The organism is Burkholderia sp. 9775_39, assembly GCF_015712225.1.
Taxonomy (GTDB): domain Bacteria; phylum Pseudomonadota; class Gammaproteobacteria; order Burkholderiales; family Burkholderiaceae; genus Burkholderia; species Burkholderia cenocepacia.
Genome location: NZ_JACCQC010000006.1, coordinates 246776 through 262295, shown reverse-complemented (window position 1 = coordinate 262295; position 15520 = coordinate 246776). Strand labels below are relative to the sequence as shown.

At 67.0% G+C, this 15520-nt stretch carries 15 protein-coding genes and 1 tRNA gene; 9 read left to right on the top strand and 7 right to left on the bottom strand.

Translation table 11 applies throughout. The features are described from left to right. Positions 1-21: 21 nt before the first annotated feature. Positions 22-759, bottom strand: coding sequence for an SDR family oxidoreductase (locus H0X90_RS11065; protein ID WP_006482981.1), 738 nt, complete (start codon positions 757-759; stop codon positions 22-24). A gap of 121 nt (positions 760-880) precedes the next feature. Between H0X90_RS11065 and H0X90_RS11060 the strand changes: the two genes are divergently transcribed. After that, positions 881-1783, top strand: coding sequence for a LysR family transcriptional regulator (locus tag H0X90_RS11060; RefSeq protein ID WP_077188810.1), 903 nt, complete (start codon positions 881-883; stop codon positions 1781-1783). A gap of 138 nt (positions 1784-1921) precedes the next feature. Here the strand turns inward: H0X90_RS11060 and H0X90_RS11055 are convergent. The 3 genes from H0X90_RS11055 to H0X90_RS11045 all read right to left on the bottom strand — a co-directional run bounded on the left by H0X90_RS11055 (position 1922) and on the right by H0X90_RS11045 (position 4281). After that, positions 1922-2006 (bottom strand) — tRNA-Leu (locus H0X90_RS11055). Between the two features lie 96 nt (positions 2007-2102). Further along, positions 2103-3269, bottom strand: a complete 1167-nt coding sequence (locus H0X90_RS11050; protein WP_048989032.1) for an ABC transporter substrate-binding protein — start codon at positions 3267-3269, stop codon at positions 2103-2105. A 70-nt stretch (positions 3270-3339) separates the two neighbouring features. Further along, positions 3340-4281, bottom strand: a complete 942-nt coding sequence (locus H0X90_RS11045) for a CysB family HTH-type transcriptional regulator (RefSeq protein WP_006478072.1) — start codon at positions 4279-4281, stop codon at positions 3340-3342. 212 nt (positions 4282-4493) lie between these two features. Here H0X90_RS11045 and H0X90_RS11040 point away from each other — a divergent pair, with 212 nt between their 5' ends. The 6 genes from H0X90_RS11040 to cobA all read left to right on the top strand — a co-directional run bounded on the left by H0X90_RS11040 (position 4494) and on the right by cobA (position 10677). Continuing rightward, a complete protein-coding gene (locus tag H0X90_RS11040) occupies positions 4494-6173 on the top strand; it encodes a nitrite/sulfite reductase (protein ID WP_006484802.1) in 1680 nt (559 codons plus the stop codon). 25 nt (positions 6174-6198) lie between these two features. Continuing rightward, a complete protein-coding gene (locus tag H0X90_RS11035) occupies positions 6199-6741 on the top strand; it encodes a DUF934 domain-containing protein (RefSeq protein WP_059721387.1) in 543 nt (180 codons plus the stop codon). Beyond that, positions 6738-7490: a phosphoadenylyl-sulfate reductase gene (locus H0X90_RS11030; RefSeq protein ID WP_006484803.1), complete on the top strand. Its 753-nt coding sequence runs from the start codon at positions 6738-6740 to the stop codon at positions 7488-7490. Before H0X90_RS11035 ends, H0X90_RS11030 begins: the two co-directional genes overlap by 4 nt. Positions 7491-7565: 75 nt before the next feature. After that, positions 7566-8528 carry a sulfate adenylyltransferase subunit CysD gene (cysD, locus tag H0X90_RS11025; protein WP_006478076.1) on the top strand — a complete coding sequence of 321 codons (963 nt, stop codon included), beginning with the start codon at positions 7566-7568 and terminating at the stop codon, positions 8526-8528. Positions 8529-8550: 22 nt separating this feature from the next. Further along, positions 8551-9867 (top strand): sulfate adenylyltransferase subunit 1, encoded by a 1317-nt coding sequence (locus H0X90_RS11020; RefSeq protein ID WP_006484806.1) that lies wholly within the window; start codon positions 8551-8553, stop codon positions 9865-9867. 60 nt (positions 9868-9927) lie between these two features. Further along, the gene (gene cobA / locus H0X90_RS11015) at positions 9928-10677 is read left to right on the top strand and encodes a uroporphyrinogen-III C-methyltransferase (protein WP_006484807.1); all 750 of its coding nucleotides are present in this window, start codon (positions 9928-9930) and stop codon (positions 10675-10677) included. Between the two features lie 81 nt (positions 10678-10758). Here the strand turns inward: cobA and H0X90_RS11010 are convergent, their stop codons facing one another. The 3 genes from H0X90_RS11010 to lptF are packed head-to-tail and all read right to left on the bottom strand — an operon-like array spanning position 10759 to position 13416. Continuing rightward, a complete protein-coding gene (locus tag H0X90_RS11010; protein ID WP_006484798.1) occupies positions 10759-11142 on the bottom strand; it encodes a sirohydrochlorin chelatase in 384 nt (127 codons plus the stop codon). A 27-nt stretch (positions 11143-11169) separates the two neighbouring features. Beyond that, on the bottom strand, positions 11170-12318 hold the full coding sequence (gene lptG / locus H0X90_RS11005; protein ID WP_006496121.1) for an LPS export ABC transporter permease LptG: 1149 nt from the start codon (positions 12316-12318) through the stop codon (positions 11170-11172). A 3-nt stretch (positions 12319-12321) separates the two neighbouring features. Next, a complete protein-coding gene (lptF, locus tag H0X90_RS11000; protein ID WP_006484800.1) occupies positions 12322-13416 on the bottom strand; it encodes an LPS export ABC transporter permease LptF in 1095 nt (364 codons plus the stop codon). A 122-nt stretch (positions 13417-13538) separates the two neighbouring features. On the opposite strand from lptF, the gene H0X90_RS10995 reads away from it, so the two are divergent. Together H0X90_RS10995 and H0X90_RS10990 are read left to right on the top strand one after the other, a co-directional pair. Continuing rightward, positions 13539-15050 (top strand): leucyl aminopeptidase, encoded by a 1512-nt coding sequence (locus tag H0X90_RS10995; RefSeq protein ID WP_006484797.1) that lies wholly within the window; start codon positions 13539-13541, stop codon positions 15048-15050. A gap of 34 nt (positions 15051-15084) precedes the next feature. After that, positions 15085-15501, top strand: coding sequence for a DNA polymerase III subunit chi (locus tag H0X90_RS10990; RefSeq protein ID WP_006496120.1), 417 nt, complete (start codon positions 15085-15087; stop codon positions 15499-15501). Positions 15502-15520: the final 19 nt, after the last annotated feature.

The window sequence follows — 15520 nt, the reverse complement described above, 5'->3', positions numbered from 1 at the left end:
TAGGGTGGCAGCGAGCGGCCGTCAGCACATGCCGCCGTTGGCGCGCAGGATCTGGCCGTTGATCCACGCACCGTCCGGGCCGGCGAGGAACGCGACGACGCGCGCGATGTCGTCGGGCTGGCCGAGCCGCTCGAGCGGGTTCAGCTTCGCGAGCCGGTCGACGAGTTCCGGGCTCTTGCCCTGCAGGAACAACTCGGTCGCGACCGGTCCCGGCGCGACGGCATTCACGCGGACGCCGCGCCCGCGCATTTCCTGCGCGAGCACTTGCGTGAGGCTTTCGACCGCTGCCTTGCTGGCGACGTACACGCCGTAAGTCGGCATGCGCATGCCGATCACGCTGGTCGACAGGTTGATGATGCGTCCGCCGTCGCGCACCCGCTTTGCCGCTTCGCGGCAGACGTTGAAGGTGCCCTTCACGTTGATGGCGAACGTTTCGTCGAAGAGCGCATCGTCGCAGTCGGCGATGGTCGCGAGCTTCATCACGCCCGCGGAATTGACCACCACATCCAGACCGCCGAATGCGTCGCGGGCGGCGTCGAACAGCGCGGCCACGGCCGCCGGGTCGGCGACGTTCGCCTGCACCGCGACGGCATGGCCGCCGTCGGCGACGATCGCGTCGACCACTTCGCGGGCCGGGCCGGCGCTGCCGGCATAGTTGACGACGACCCGGAAGCCGTCCCGGGCGAGTTGGCGGGCGATTTCCGCGCCGATGCCGCGCGACGAACCCGTGACGAGGGCGACCTGTTCCGATGTGTTCATGTCCTGCTCCTGGTGGATGGATGAATGCCGTTCGATCCGGCGACAGGGACAAATGTAGGCTTCTGCGATCAATAAAAATAATGAATAATGCTCAGTTAATACATGACTGAAAGTATGTCTTATGGCATTCGACAGCAGGCTTCTGAGCGGAATCGGCGTGCTCTCGGCGGTGATCGAGGCGGGCACCTTCGCGCGCGCCGGGGAGGCGATGGGCCTGACGCAGCCGGCGGTGAGCCGTGCCGTCGCGCGGCTGGAAGAGCGGGTTGGCATCCGGATCTTCAACCGGACGGCGCGCGCGATCACGTTGACCGACGAAGGGCGGCGCTTCTACGAGGCGGTCGCGCCGCTGCTGGCCGGCATCGAGGACGCGGCGATCAACGCCGGCCGATCGAAGGCACGCGTCAGGGGGCGGCTGCGGGTCAACGTGGACGGCACGTTCGGCCACTACGTGCTGGCGCCGAGGATGGCGGAGTTTCTCGACCGCTTTCCCGACCTGTCCGTCGAGATCAGTGTGCGCGACCGGATGGGTGACCTCGTCGCCGACGGATTCGACGTGGCCGTGCGCTTCGGCGTGCCCGAGCCGTCGTCATACCGTGCGCGGCTACTGCTCGAGACGCGCGTGCTGACCTGCGCGTCGGCGGCCTATGTCGAGCGTCACGGCGAACCGCGTCATCCGCGCGATCTCGCGCACGGGCATCGTTGCGTGCTGATCCGCGACCCGGTAACGGGGCGGCCGTACGAATGGGAATTTCATCGGGGCAAGGAAGTGGTGCCGTTCGATGCCGGTGGACGATTGATGGTCAACGATACGGGCGGCCTGCTCGGCGCATGCGTCGGTGGCGCGGGCATCGCGCAATTGCTGGAACTCTACGCGCGGGACATCGTTGCCGACGGGAAACTGGTCCTGCTGCTGCCGGAGTGGACGGACGAGACATTTCCGCTCTACGCGTATCACCACGCGTCGAACCTCGTGGCCGCGAAGGTGCGGGTGTTTCTCGACTTCGTCCGCGAGTTGACGGTCTGAGCGTATCGGGGGAGGGAGATCGGCGGCAGGCCACCGTCGGTCGCGGTGCGGGGCGGAACGCGCGGCAAAAATAAAAAACCCGCGAAGCGGCAGCTTGCGCGGGTTTCGACAGATGCAGCGCGTGACGCTGCGAAATACTGGTGCCCAGGGCCGGAATCGAACCGGCACGCCTTGCGGCGGGGGATTTTGAGTCCCCTGCGTCTACCAATTTCACCACCTGGGCTTGATCCTGGCCGCGCATGCGGTGGTGCGCGGCGAAACGCGGATTATGGCGGAAATCCGGATGCCGGGCAAGCTGTGCCGATGCCCGGCACGCACATTACTGGCTCAGGTACACGAACCGGCCCTGTTTCACGATCCCCATCACGCTCGCGCGCTGATCGAGCCCCACATGATCCTTGTCGCTGGTATTGACGACACCGTTCGGCACGACCAGTTCATGCGCGCGTTCCAGCTCGCGGCGCAGCGCCGCGCGAAACGCCGGCGTGCCGGGCTGCGCGGCTTTCAGTGCGCGGCCGACCGCGTCGGCGAGGCGCGGGTACACGCCCGCCGCATCGCCCGCGAACTGCGTGACGGTGCCGGCGCCGTACTTCGCCTCGTACGCATCGACGAACGCGAGCGCGGCCTGGCGGGCCGGGTGGTCGGCCGGCAGCGTGCGCGCGACGACCACCGGCTGGGTCGGGAACAGCGTCCCGTCGACGTCCTTGCCGCCGAGCTTGATGAATTCCGGCGTCGCGATCCCGTGCGTCTGGTAGATCGGCCCTTTGTAGCCGCGCTCGATCAGCGTGCGCTGCGGCAGCACGGTCGGCGTGCCCGCGCCGGCGATCAGGATCGCGTCGGGCTTCGCCGCGATCAGCTTCAGCGCCTGGCCCGTGACGCTCGCGTCGGTGCGGTTGAAGCGCTCGGTCGCGATCACGCGGATCTTGCGCAGGTCCGCGAAGCGCGTGAATTCGTTGAGCCAGCTGTCGCCGTAGCTGTCCGCGAAGCCGATGAAGCCGACCGTCTTCACGCCGTGGTTGGCCATGTAGCGCGTCATCACGTCGGCCATCGCGCGGTCGCTCTGCGCCATCTTGAACGCCCAGGTCCGCGCGCCTTCCTGCGGCTCGACGATCGAGCCGGAGCCGACCAGCGTGATCATCGGCGTCTGCGCGGCGGCCACCGCGTCGAGCGCCGCGAGCGCGGCCGGCGTGATGTTCGGGCCGACCACGACGTCGACGTGATCCTCGTCGACCAGCTTGCGGATGTTGCGCACCGCGGCGCCCGGGTCGGATGCGTCGTCGAGCACCGTGACCTGCACGGGCTGTCCGGCAATCGTCTTCGGCCACATCAGGATCGCGTTCTTGCTCGTGATGCCGATCGCGGCGGCCGGGCCGGTCGACGACAGGTCGACGCCGACCTTCAGGTCGGCATGCGCGGCCGCGCAGGCCAGCACGAGGGCGGCGCCGGCGGCCTGGCGGGTGCGGCGCAACAGGGCGGGAAGCGTCATGCGGGAATCTCCATCTCCGTCGGGCAACGAAAAGGGGCGCAATGCGCGCCCCCGTGTTCATACCTGTCCGTCAAAGCTCGTACGATTCGGCTTCGCCCTTGAGCGCCTGCTCGATCAGCTTGCGGTTCAGCGTCGGCGACAGCAGTTCGACGAGCGTATACACATAGCTGCGCAGGTAGGCGCCCTGCTTGAGCGCGACGCGCGTCACGTTGCTGCCGAACAGGTGGCCGACCGGAATCAGCCGCAGGCCGCGGTCGCGCTCGGGGTTGAACGCGATGTCGGCCATGATGCCGACGCCGAGGCCGAGCTCGACATAGGTCTTGATCACGTCGGCGTCGATCGCCTCGAGCACGATGTCCGGCGACAGCCCGCGCAGCGCGAACGCATGGTTGATCTTCTTGCGGCCAGCGAACGCGTCGTCGTACGTGATCAGCGGGTACTGCGCGAGATCGTCCAGCGTGACCGGCTTGCGTTCGAGCAGCGGGTGGTCGGCCGGCACGACGGCCGCGTGGTGCCACTGGAAGCAGGGCAGCGACACGAGTTCCTTGTAGTCGGAGATCGCCTCGGTCGCGATCGCGAGATCGGCCTGGTCGTGGATCACCATCTCGGCCACCTGCGTCGGGCTGCCTTGCAGGATCGACAGGTGCACCTTCGGGAAGCGCTTCTTGAACTCGGCGATCGCGGCCGGCAGCGAGTAGCGGGCCTGCGTGTGGGTCGCGGCGATGGTCAGGTTGCCCTGGTCCTGCGCCGCATAATCCTTCCCGACCCTTTTGAGGCTCTCAACCTCCTGAAGAATCCGCTCGACCGACGCGAGGATGATCCGGCCCGGCTCGGTGAGCGAGCGCACGCGCTTGCCGTGCCGCGTGAAGATCTCGACGCCCAGCTCGTCCTCGAGCTCGATGATCGCCTTCGATACCCCCGGTTGCGACGTGTAGAGCGCCTTGGCGGCCTCGGTGAGGTTGAAATTCTGCCGGACGGCCTCGCGCACGAAGCGAAATTGGTGCAGGTTCATTTATAACCCTTCCGCATATCAACAGAATTTTTTAGTCGTTTGAAATATAAGGCGAGTTTATTACGATTCACCGGAGTTTTTCAAATATGGATATCTGTTTTCGTCATTAGCAATCCAGCCGGCAGCGGATGCGGCGGTGCGGCGGAACGGAGATTCGGGCGCGACGTGGCTAGGACGTCGCGCAGTCACCACGAAAACCCTGGGGTCCCCGAATGTATCAGTACGACCAATACGACCAGACGATCGTCGACGAGCGAGTCGCGCAGTACCGCGATCAGGTGCGCCGCCGGCTGTCGGGCGAGTTGAGCGAAGACGAATTCCGTCCGCTGCGTCTGCAGAACGGCCTGTACATGCAGCGCCACGCGTACATGCACCGCATCGCGATTCCGTACGGCAACCTGCGCAGCGACCAGCTCCGGATGCTGGCGCGCATCGCCCGCGAACACGACCGCGGCTACGGCCATTTCTCGACGCGCTCGAACATCCAGTTCAACTGGGTGCAGCTCGAAGAGACGCCCGAGATCCTCGCGAAGCTCGCGTCGGTGCAGATGCACGCGATCCAGACGTCGGGCAACTGCATCCGCAACATCACGGCCGACCAGTTCGCCGGCGTCGCGCAGGACGAAGAGATCGATCCGCGCCCGTGGGCCGAGATCCTGCGCCAGTGGTCGACGTTCCACCCCGAATTCGCGTGGCTGCCGCGCAAGTTCAAGATCGCGGTGTCGGGCTCGAAGCGTGACCGTGCGGCCGTGCAGATCCACGACCTCGGCGTGTACCTGAAGAAGAACGCGCAGGGCGAAGTGGTCGCGAGCATCCTCGCGGGCGGCGGCCTCGGCCGTACGCCGATCATCGGCGCGGTGATCAAGGAAGACCTGCCGTGGCAGCACCTGCTCACGTACTGCGAAGCCGTGTTGCGCGTGTACAACCGTTACGGCCGCCGCGACAACCTGTACAAGGCGCGGATCAAGATCCTCGTGAAGGCGCTGTCGCCGGCGAAGTTCGCGCAGCAGGTCGAGGAAGAATGGCAGCACCTGAAGGACGGCCCGTCGACGCTCACGCAGGCCGAGCTCGATCGCGTGTCGCAGTACTTCAAGCCGCCGGTCTACGAGAAGCTGGCCGACACCGACGCGTCGTTCGAACAGCACCTGCTCGAGAACAAGGCGTTCGCGCGCTGGGTCGAGCGTAACGTCGCGCCGCACAAGGTGCCCGGTTACGCAGCCGTCACGCTGTCGCTGAAGGATCACCGCGTGGCGCCGGGCGATGCGACCGACGCGCAGATGGATCTGGTCGCCGACTGGGCCGACGCGTACTCGTACGGCGAGCTGCGCGTGTCGCACGAGCAGAACCTGATTCTCGCGAACGTGAAGAAGCGCGACCTGTTCGCGCTGTGGGAAAAGGCGAAGGCGGCCGGTTTCGCGACGCCGAACATCGGCCTGCTGACCGACATCATCGCGTGCCCGGGCGGCGACTTCTGCTCGCTCGCGAACGCGAAGTCGATCCCGATCGCGCTGGCGATCCAGCAGCGTTTCGACGATCTCGACTACGTGTACGACCTCGGCGAACTGTCGCTGAACATTTCCGGTTGCATGAACTCGTGCGGTCACCACCACGTCGGCAACATCGGCATCCTCGGCGTCGACAAGGACGGCGCCGAGTGGTACCAGGTGTCGCTCGGCGGCGAGCAGGGCACGGGCCAGAACGGCGCGCGCCTCGGCCGCGTGATCGGGCCGTCGTTCTCGGCCGAGGAAGTGCCCGACGTGATCGCGAAGCTGATCGATACGTTCGTCGAGGCGCGCCTCGACGGCGAGCGCTTCGTCGACACGTACGACCGCATCGGCATCGCGCCGTTCAAGGAGCGCGTGTATGCGGCGCGCCAGGCAGTGAACGCGTAACCAACCGGGTAGAAGGAATTTGCAGATGGCTTCGATTATCAAGAACCGCGCAGTGATCGACGATGCATGGCAGGTCGTGCGCGCGGCGGAAGACGGTGCGCTGCCCGCGGTCGACGCGTTGCCGGCCGGCAAGGTGCTGGTGCCGTTCGCGTTGTGGCAGGCCGAGCGTGCGGCGCTCGTCGCCGCGAAGACGAAGGACGAACTCGGCGTGTGGCTCGCGCCGGACAGCGAGCCGGCCGATCTCGTGGCCGACTTCGGCGCGATCTCGCTGATCGCCGTCGACTTCCCGCGCTTCGCGGACGGCCGCGGCTACAGCATCGCGCGCCTGCTGCGCGAGCGTCATGGCTGGACCGGCGAGCTGCGCGCGATCGGCGACGTGCTGCGCGACCAGTTGCTGTACATGTCGCGTTGCGGCTTCGACGCGTTCGCGGTGCGTGCCGACAAGGACATCCACGACGCGCTGAATGCGTTCACCGAATTCACGCAGCGTTACCAGGGCGCATTCGACGAGCCGGCGCCGCTGTTCCGCCGCCGCGAGGCCGCGTCCGACGCCAAGGTGAGCGCATGAGCACCGCGACCGCCACCGCGCTGACGCCGGAACTCGCCGCGAAGGTCGAGCGCCTCGACGCGCTGCTCGCGCAGATCGGCGAGCGTCACGACAAGGTGAAGTTCGCGAGCAGCCTCGCCGCGGAAGACATGCTGCTCACGCACGCGATCCTGTCGAAGGGCGTGCCGATCGGCATCTTCTCGCTGAACACGGGCCGCCTGCACGCGGAAACGCTCGGCATGATCGACCGGGTGCGCGAGCGCTACGGCTACGAGATCGAGCAGTTCCATCCGCAGCAGGACGCGGTCGACCGGTACGTTGCCGAGCACGGCCTGAATGCGTTCTACGAGAGCGTCGAGCTGCGCAAGTCGTGCTGCCACATCCGCAAGGTCGAGCCGCTGAACCGTGCGCTGGCCGACGTCGGCGCGTGGGTGACGGGCCAGCGCCGCGAGCAGTCGGTCACGCGCGCGGAGCTGCACGAGGAAGAACAGGACGAAGCGCGCGGGATCGCGAAGTACAACCCGCTCGCCGACTGGACGGAAGCCGACGTGTGGGCGTACCTTAAGGCGTTTGACGTGCCGGTCAATCCGCTGCATGCGCGCGGCTACCCGAGCATCGGCTGCGAGCCGTGTACGCGTGCGATCCGCCCCGGCGAGGACAGCCGCGCGGGCCGCTGGTGGTGGGAGTCGCGCGACACGAAGGAATGCGGGCTGCACATCACGACGATCACGCCGATTCCCGCGAATGCCGAAGCCGGCGCCGCGCACTGAAAGCCGACAAGAAACTGAATATTGCGTCGCCCGCGACAGCGGGCGGCACGAACCCAGAAGAGAAGGACTGAAATCATGAGCACGACGCTCGAGCAATCCGCCTTTGCCCCGCCCACCGGCGCCGACAGCCGCATGGGCCACCTCGACTGGCTCGAAGCCGAGTCGATCCACATCCTGCGCGAACTGGTTGCCGAATGCAGCAAGCCGGCACTGCTGTTCTCGGGCGGCAAGGACTCGGTCGTCGTGCTGCACCTCGCGCTGAAGGCGTTCGGCCTCGGCGCGAACCGCAAGACGACGCTGCCGTTCCCGCTCGTGCACATCGACACGGGCCACAACTACGAGGAAGTGATCGACTTCCGCGACCGCCGTGCGCAAGAGCTCGGCGCCGAGCTGGTGGTCGGCCACGTCGAGGATTCGATCAAGCGCGGCACGGTCGTGCTGCGCCGCGAAACCGATTCGCGCAACGCCGCGCAGGCCGTCACGCTGCTGGAAACGATCGAGCAGCACGGTTACACGGCGCTGATCGGCGGCGCGCGCCGCGACGAAGAGAAGGCGCGCGCGAAGGAGCGCATCTTCTCGTTCCGTGACGAATTTGGCCAGTGGGACCCGAAGGCGCAGCGCCCGGAGCTGTGGAGCCTGTACAACGCCCGCCTGCACAAGGGCGAGCACCTGCGCGTGTTCCCGATCTCGAACTGGACCGAGCTCGACGTGTGGCAGTACATCGCGCGCGAAAACCTCGAATTGCCGTCGATCTACTACGCGCACCAGCGCGAGATCGTGCGCCGCAACGGGCTGCTCGTGCCGGTCACGCCGCTCACGCCGATGCGTGACGGCGAGACGAGCGAGCTGGCGCAGGTGCGCTTCCGCACGGTCGGCGACATCAGCTGCACGTGCCCGGTCGAGAGCGACGCGGACGACGTCGAGAAGATCATCGCCGAGACGGCGGTGACCGAGATCACCGAGCGCGGCGCGACCCGGATGGACGATCAGGCCTCCGAAGCCGCGATGGAACAGCGCAAGAAGCAAGGTTATTTCTGAAGCACACGAGGACATTCACATCATGAGCATCATCGAGAACACCGAAGACCTCGGCGTGTTGCGCTTCATCACCGCGGGCAGCGTCGACGACGGCAAGAGCACGCTGATCGGCCGCCTGCTGTACGACAGCAAGGCCGTGCTGTCCGATCAGCTGTCCGCGCTGTCGCGCGCGAAGAACAAGCGCACGGTCGGCGACGAACTGGACCTCGCGCTGCTGACGGACGGTCTGGAAGCCGAGCGCGAGCAGGGCATCACGATCGACGTCGCGTACCGCTACTTCGCGACCGCGAAGCGCAAGTTCATCATCGCCGACACGCCGGGCCACGAGCAGTACACGCGCAACATGGTGACGGGCGCGTCGACCGCGCACGCGGCGATCATCCTGGTCGACGCGACGCGCATCACGGTCGAGAACGGCGTCGTGCAACTCCTGCCGCAGACCAAGCGCCACAGCGCGATCGTCAAGCTGCTCGGGTTGCAGCACGTGATCGTCGCGATCAACAAGATGGACCTCGTCGACTACAGCGAGGCGCGCTTCAACGAGATCCGCGACGCGTACGTCGCGCTCGCGAAGCAACTCGGCCTGACCGACGTGCGCTTCGTGCCGGTGTCGGCGCTCAAGGGCGACAACATCGTCGGCGCGAGCGAGCGCATGCCGTGGTACGCGGGCGAGCCGCTCCTCGACGTGCTCGAATCGCTGCCGGTCGAGACGCAGGCGCATGACGCGCTGCGCTTCCCGGTGCAGTGGGTCGCGCGCCAGGACGGCAGCTCGGCCGACGATTTCCGCGGCTACATGGGCCGGATCGAGTCGGGCGAAGTGAAGGTCGGCGACGAGATCGTCGTGCTGCCGTCGAACCGCACCGCGACGGTGGCCGAGATCGTCGCGCCGGTGCCCGGCGGCACCGCGGCGGTTGCGCACGCGTTCGCGGGCCAGACCGTGACGATCCGTCTCGAACAGGATGTCGACGTGTCGCGCGGCGACATGCTCGTCACGACCGCCGAGCCGGTCGAGCCGGCCAAGAAGCTCGAGGCCGACCTGTGCTGGTTCGACGAGGCGCCGCTGTCGCCGCAGCGCAAGTACCTGCTGAAGCAGACCACCAGCACGGTGTTCGCGAAGATCGGCGCGGTCAAGCAGGTGCTCGACGTGCATACGCTGTCGCACGCGACCGACCGTCAGGAACTGAAGATGAACGACATCGGCCGCGTGGCGCTGACGCTGCAGAAGCCGATCGTCTGCGACACCTACGATGCGCATCCCGGTACGGGCGCGTTCGTGCTGATCGACGAGGCGACCCACCACACGGTCGCCGCGGGCATGATCCGCGCGTTCTCGGCGTAATCGTCAATCGGCGCGGCGGCGAACCGGCCGCCGCGGCAGGACCCTAACGAAGCGACAAACATGGGCAAGGTGTATCTGATCGGAGCAGGGCCGGGCGCCGCGGACCTCATCACGGTGCGCGGCATGCGGCTGCTCGAGCAGGCCGACGTCGTGCTGCACGACGCGCTCGTCGAGCCCGCGATGCTCGACTATGCGCCGAACGCGCGCAAGATCGCGGTCGGCAAGCGCTGCGGGCAGCGCTCGACCGCGCAGCATTTCATCAACAAGCAGATCGTCGACGCGGCGCGCGAGCACGCGTGCGTCGTGCGGCTGAAGGGTGGCGATCCGATGCTGTTCGGCCGCGCCGAAGAGGAAATGCGCGCGCTCGAGGCGGCCGGCATCGACTACGAGGTCGTGCCGGGCATCACCGCGGCGCTGGCCGGCGCGGCGACGCTCAAGCGTTCGCTCACGTTGCGCGGCGTGTCGCGCAGCGTCGCGTTCGCGACGCACAGCCGCGCGCCGGGCAGCGACGAGATCCGCGAAGCCGCGCGTGCCGATTCGATCGTCTACTACATGGGCCGCGACAGCGCGCCCGGCATCGCGCAGGAACTGATCGACGCCGGCCGTGCGCCCGCGACGCCGGTGGCGATCGTCGAGGCCTGCAGCACCGCGCGCGAACGCACGCTGACGCTCACGCTCGCGCAGATGGCGGCCGGCGACGCGCAGGCGTGGCTCGATCCGGCGGAACCGAGCCTGCTGATGATCGGCGATGCATTCGCCGAACGCGCACGGCTGGCGCAGGCGGGTGCTCCGGTGCGCAATGCCGCCTGAGCGCGGCTCGAACGCGGTCCGAAACGAAAAAAGCGCTGGCAACCGCCAGCGCTTTTTCTTTGGCTGCGCGGAAAGCGCGGCCTACGCGTCGCCGCCGAGTTGCCCGACGCAATAGCGCGCGACCGCGTCGAGCACGCCGTCGTCTTCGCCGACGGCCGTCGCGCAGCGGATCTCGACGCCCGGATGCGCGGCGCGGCATGCGTCGACGAGCTGCGGCAGGTCGCGGCGGACATGGCCGCCCTGGCCGAAGAATACGGGCACCACGGTGATGCGCGTGCAGCCGGCCGCGACTTGCGCGGCCACGGCGTCACCGAGCGACGGCGTCATCAGTTCGAGGAAGGCGAGCGACACCTGCGCGGCAGGGGAGCCGGCGCCGCGCAGCCGCGCGGCCAGCCGCTCGAACGGCTCGGCCCAGCGCGGGTCGCGGGCGCCGTGGCCGAACAGGACGATACCGTGCGAATGCATGTCGAAGCCTCCGTCGCGACGCGGCGCTCAGTGCCGGTCGACCCACTTGAGCGCGAACAGGCCGAGCGCGAGATAGATGAGGCCCGGCGTCGCCGCGGTGAGCGGCGCGGGCCACGTATTCAGCGTGCCGATGTGCGAGAACAGCGTGTTGAGCAGCTGGAAGCTCATGCCGAGCATGATGCCGCCGAACACCTTCACGCCGACCACGCCGGCGCGCGTATGCAGGTACGCGAACGGCAGCGACAGCACGAGCATCACGAACACCGCGAACGGATACAGCAGCTTGCGCCACAGTGCGATGTCGTAGCGCTGCGTGTCCTGCTGGTTCTCGCGCAAGTGCTGGATGTAGCGGAACAGGTTGATGATCGACATGCGCTCCGGCGACACGAGCAGCACCGACAGGATCTGCGGCGTCAGGTCGGAGCGCAGCCGGTATTCGGGCAGCGACACCTGCTGCGACCGGTACACGGGGTTCAGCGCATCGGCCGGCTGGCCGCTGATCGGCTTGATCGGCGTCAGCTCCGTCTCGGTGACGCCCTTCAGCAGCCAGTGGCCGGGCGGCTCGTAGCGGCCCGTCTGCGCGATGCGCACGTTCCGCAGCTGGAATTTCGAGTCGAATTCGTAGATGCGCACGTTGCTGATCGTCGAGTCGGGCGACAGGCTGCCGACGTTGACGAAGCGCGTGACCTGCTCGCCGTTCTCGCGGGCCGCGAGCGTGTCCTTCACCCACACGCCCGACTGGAAGTTCGACGACACCGATGCGCCGAGCGCCTGCAGCCGCACGCGTTCGGACAACTGGTCGGCGTACGGGCCGACGAATTCGCCGATCAGGTAGGTGACGATCACGAGCGGCACGCCGATCTTCAGCAGCGAGCGCAGCGCCTGGTTGGTCGCGAGGCCCGACACGCGGAAGATCGTGAATTCCGAGTTCGCGGCCATCTGCGCGAACACGTAGATCGCGCTGATCAGCGCGGCGACCGGGATGATCTCGTAGAAGCGCGACGGCGTCTGCAGCGCGACGCGCAGCACCGCGTAACCGAACTTGTAGTTGCCGTGCCCGACCGAGTTCAGCTCGCTGATCAGGTCGAAGAAGAAGAACAGACCCGAGAACGCGAACAGGATGAAGATGAACGTGATGTAGATCTGTCGCGCGAAGTACTTTTCATAGAGCCGCATCGATCATGCTCCCGAGCGGCCGAACAGCGCGCGTGTCAACAACGGACGATTGCGCACGCGCAACCAGAAAATGAACGCGACGATCGCCGCGACGATGACGTGCAGCCCGACGAGCCCGACGCCGAACGACATCTTGCCCTGCTCGATCTGCGCCTGCACGACGTTCAGCAGGTTCGAGTACGTGAGGTAGATCAGCACGGCCATCACGAGGTTGATCGTGCGGCTGCGGCGCGGGTTCTGGTACGAGAGCGGGATGCCGAGCACCATCAGGTTGATCGCGATCAGCGGCAGCCCCGCGCGCCACGCGAATTCCGCGAGGTTGTCGCGCGTCGGGTTGCGCAACAGGTCGGGCGTGGGCGTGCTGTTGGTGGTCTGCACGTTGGTGACGGGCTTGCTCGTGATCTTCACGCCGTAGCGCTCGAACTCCATGATCTTGAAGTTCGGCTGGCCGGGCGTGCCGTCGTAGCGGCGGCCGTCCTCGAGGACGACGAAGCGATCGCCGTCCTTCGAGGTTTCCGTATGGCCCGTCTGCGACACGACCACGTTGACCTTGCCGTTTTCCGTCGACGTGACGAACACGTTCTGGACCTTGCTCTGGTCCGGCGACATCTTCTCGATGAAGAACACGCGATGGTTCGCGGCCGATTCGCGGAACTGGCCCGGCGCGAGCAGCGAGATTTCGTCGCGCTGCTGGAAGCGCGCCTTGATCATCTTGCTCTGCTGGTTCGACCACGGCCAGCCGACGAACGCGAAGAAGGTGATCAGCAGGATGATCGGCGCGGCGAACACGCCGATCGGTTTGATGAGGCGCGTGAGGCTCACGCCGGACGCGAGCCACACCACCATTTCGGAGTCCCGGTACCACCGGGTCAGCACGAACAGGATCGACACGAACAGCGTGACGACGAGCATCACGGCGAGATAGCCGATCACGGTCAGGCCGATCAGCACGAGCACGTCCCGCGGATCGATTTCGCCGGACGCGGCGTAGCCGACGATGCGAATCATCATCGTCGTGAGCATGATCGTGAGCAGCACCATGAACACGGCGCCAGCCGTATACGCAAGCTCGCGCTGGAGGGAGCGTTCGAAGATCATTCTTGATGAGAAGAGGGCGGGAGGCTGCGCACGCGTGGTGGAGCGCTCGCGCCGCCACGGGAAAAATAGCGGATAATTGCGGCTTTCATCCTTAGCCCAGATTTTATCCGAGGACAAGCGCGATGGACTTTAGCATAAAAGGCTGTGATTGGAGCAAAGGCGAGGCCAAGGGGTTCCTGACCGGGAAGTCCGACTGCATCGTGCTCGGCATCTTCGAGGCGCAGACCCTGTCGGGCGCGGCGCTCGACATCGACACGGCCACCAAGGGACTGATCTCGCGCGTGGTGAAGGCCGGCGACATGGACGGCAAGCGCGGCAAGACGCTGTTCCTGCACGAAGTGTCGGGCATCGGCGCGTCGCGCGTGCTGCTGGTCGGGCTCGGCAAGCAGGATGCTTTCAATCAGAAAGCCTATAACGATGCGGTGACGGCCGCCTGGCGCGCGCTGCTGGCGACCAAGGTCGTCCAGGTCACGTTCTCGCTCGCGCAACTGCCGGTCGACGAGCGCAGCTCCGACTGGGGCGTGCGCGCCGCGATCCTCGCGCTGCGCAACGAGACCTACCGCTTCACGCAGATGAAGAGCAAGCCGGAACCGGCGTCGCACACGCTCAAGCGCGTCGTGTTCAGCGTCGACCCGGCGGACGAAAAGGCCGCGAAGGTCGCGGTCAAGCAGGCCGTCGCGCTTGCGAACGGGATGGATCTCACCCGCGACCTCGGCAACCTGCCGGGCAACGTCTGCACGCCGACCTATCTCGGCAACACCGCGAAGAAGATCGCGAAGGATTGGGGCCTGAAGGCCGAAGTCCTCGGGCTCAAGCAGATCCAGGCGCTGAAGATGGGGTCGTTCCTGTCGGTCGCGCGCGCGTCGGTCGAGCCGCCGCAGTTCATCGTGCTGCACTACCAGGGCGCCGCCGCGAAGGCCGCGCCGGTCGTGCTGGTCGGCAAGGGCATCACGTTCGATACGGGCGGCATCTCGCTGAAGCCGGGCGAGGGCATGGACGAGATGAAGTACGACATGTGCGGCGCGGGCTCGGTGCTCGGCACGATTCGCGCGGTCGCCGAGATGGGCCTGAAGATCAACGTCGTCGCGATCGTGCCGACCTGCGAGAACATGCCGGGCGGCAATGCGACGAAGCCGGGCGACATCGTCACCAGCATGAAGGGGCTGACGATCGAGGTGCTGAACACCGACGCCGAAGGCCGCCTGATCCTGTGCGACGCACTCACGTACGCCGAGCGTTTCAAGCCGGCCGCCGTGATCGACGTCGCGACGCTGACGGGCGCCTGCGTGATCGCGCTGGGCGGCCACAACAGCGGGCTGTTCTCGACGAACGACGCGCTCGCGGGCGAACTGCTCGACGCGTCGCGCGAGGCGAACGACCCGGCATGGCGCATGCCGCTCGACGACGAGTACCAGGATCAGCTGAAGTCGAATTTCGCGGATCTCGCGAACATCGGCGGGCGCCCGGCCGGCGCCGTGACGGCCGCGTGCTTCCTGTCGCGCTTCACCGAGAGCTACCCGTGGGCCCACCTCGACATCGCGGGCACCGCGTGGAAGGGCGGTGCCGCGAAGGGCGCGACGGGCCGTCCGGTGCCGTTGCTCGCGCAGTTCCTGATCGACCGCGCCGGCCAGTGATGGCGGGGCTGACGACGCTGCGGGTGCGCGGGCCATGACGCGGATCGATTTCCACTCGAACGTCGGCGATTCGCTCGCGTACGCGTGCCGGCTGCTGCGCAAGGCCTATCAGGCCGGGCAGCCGGTCGTCGTGCTCGCGGAGCCCGCGCGCCTGCGCGCGCTCGACGAGCGGCTCTGGACGTTCTCGCCGCTCGATTTCATCCCGCATTGCGGCGTCGACAGCGAGCATGCAGCCGGCACGCCGATCGTGCTGGCCGCCGATCTCGATCGCGCGCCGCATCATCACGTGCTGCTGAACCTCGGCGCGACCGTGCCCGCGCAGTTCGCCCGCTTCGAGCGCCTGCTCGAAGTGGTCGGCAACGCGCCGGACGAGCTGGCCGCGGGCCGCGCCCGCTACCGGTTCTACCGCGACCGCGGCTACGCGCTGAACAATTACAAGCAGGGCGGCTAGCCGCAACCGTCGACGGAGT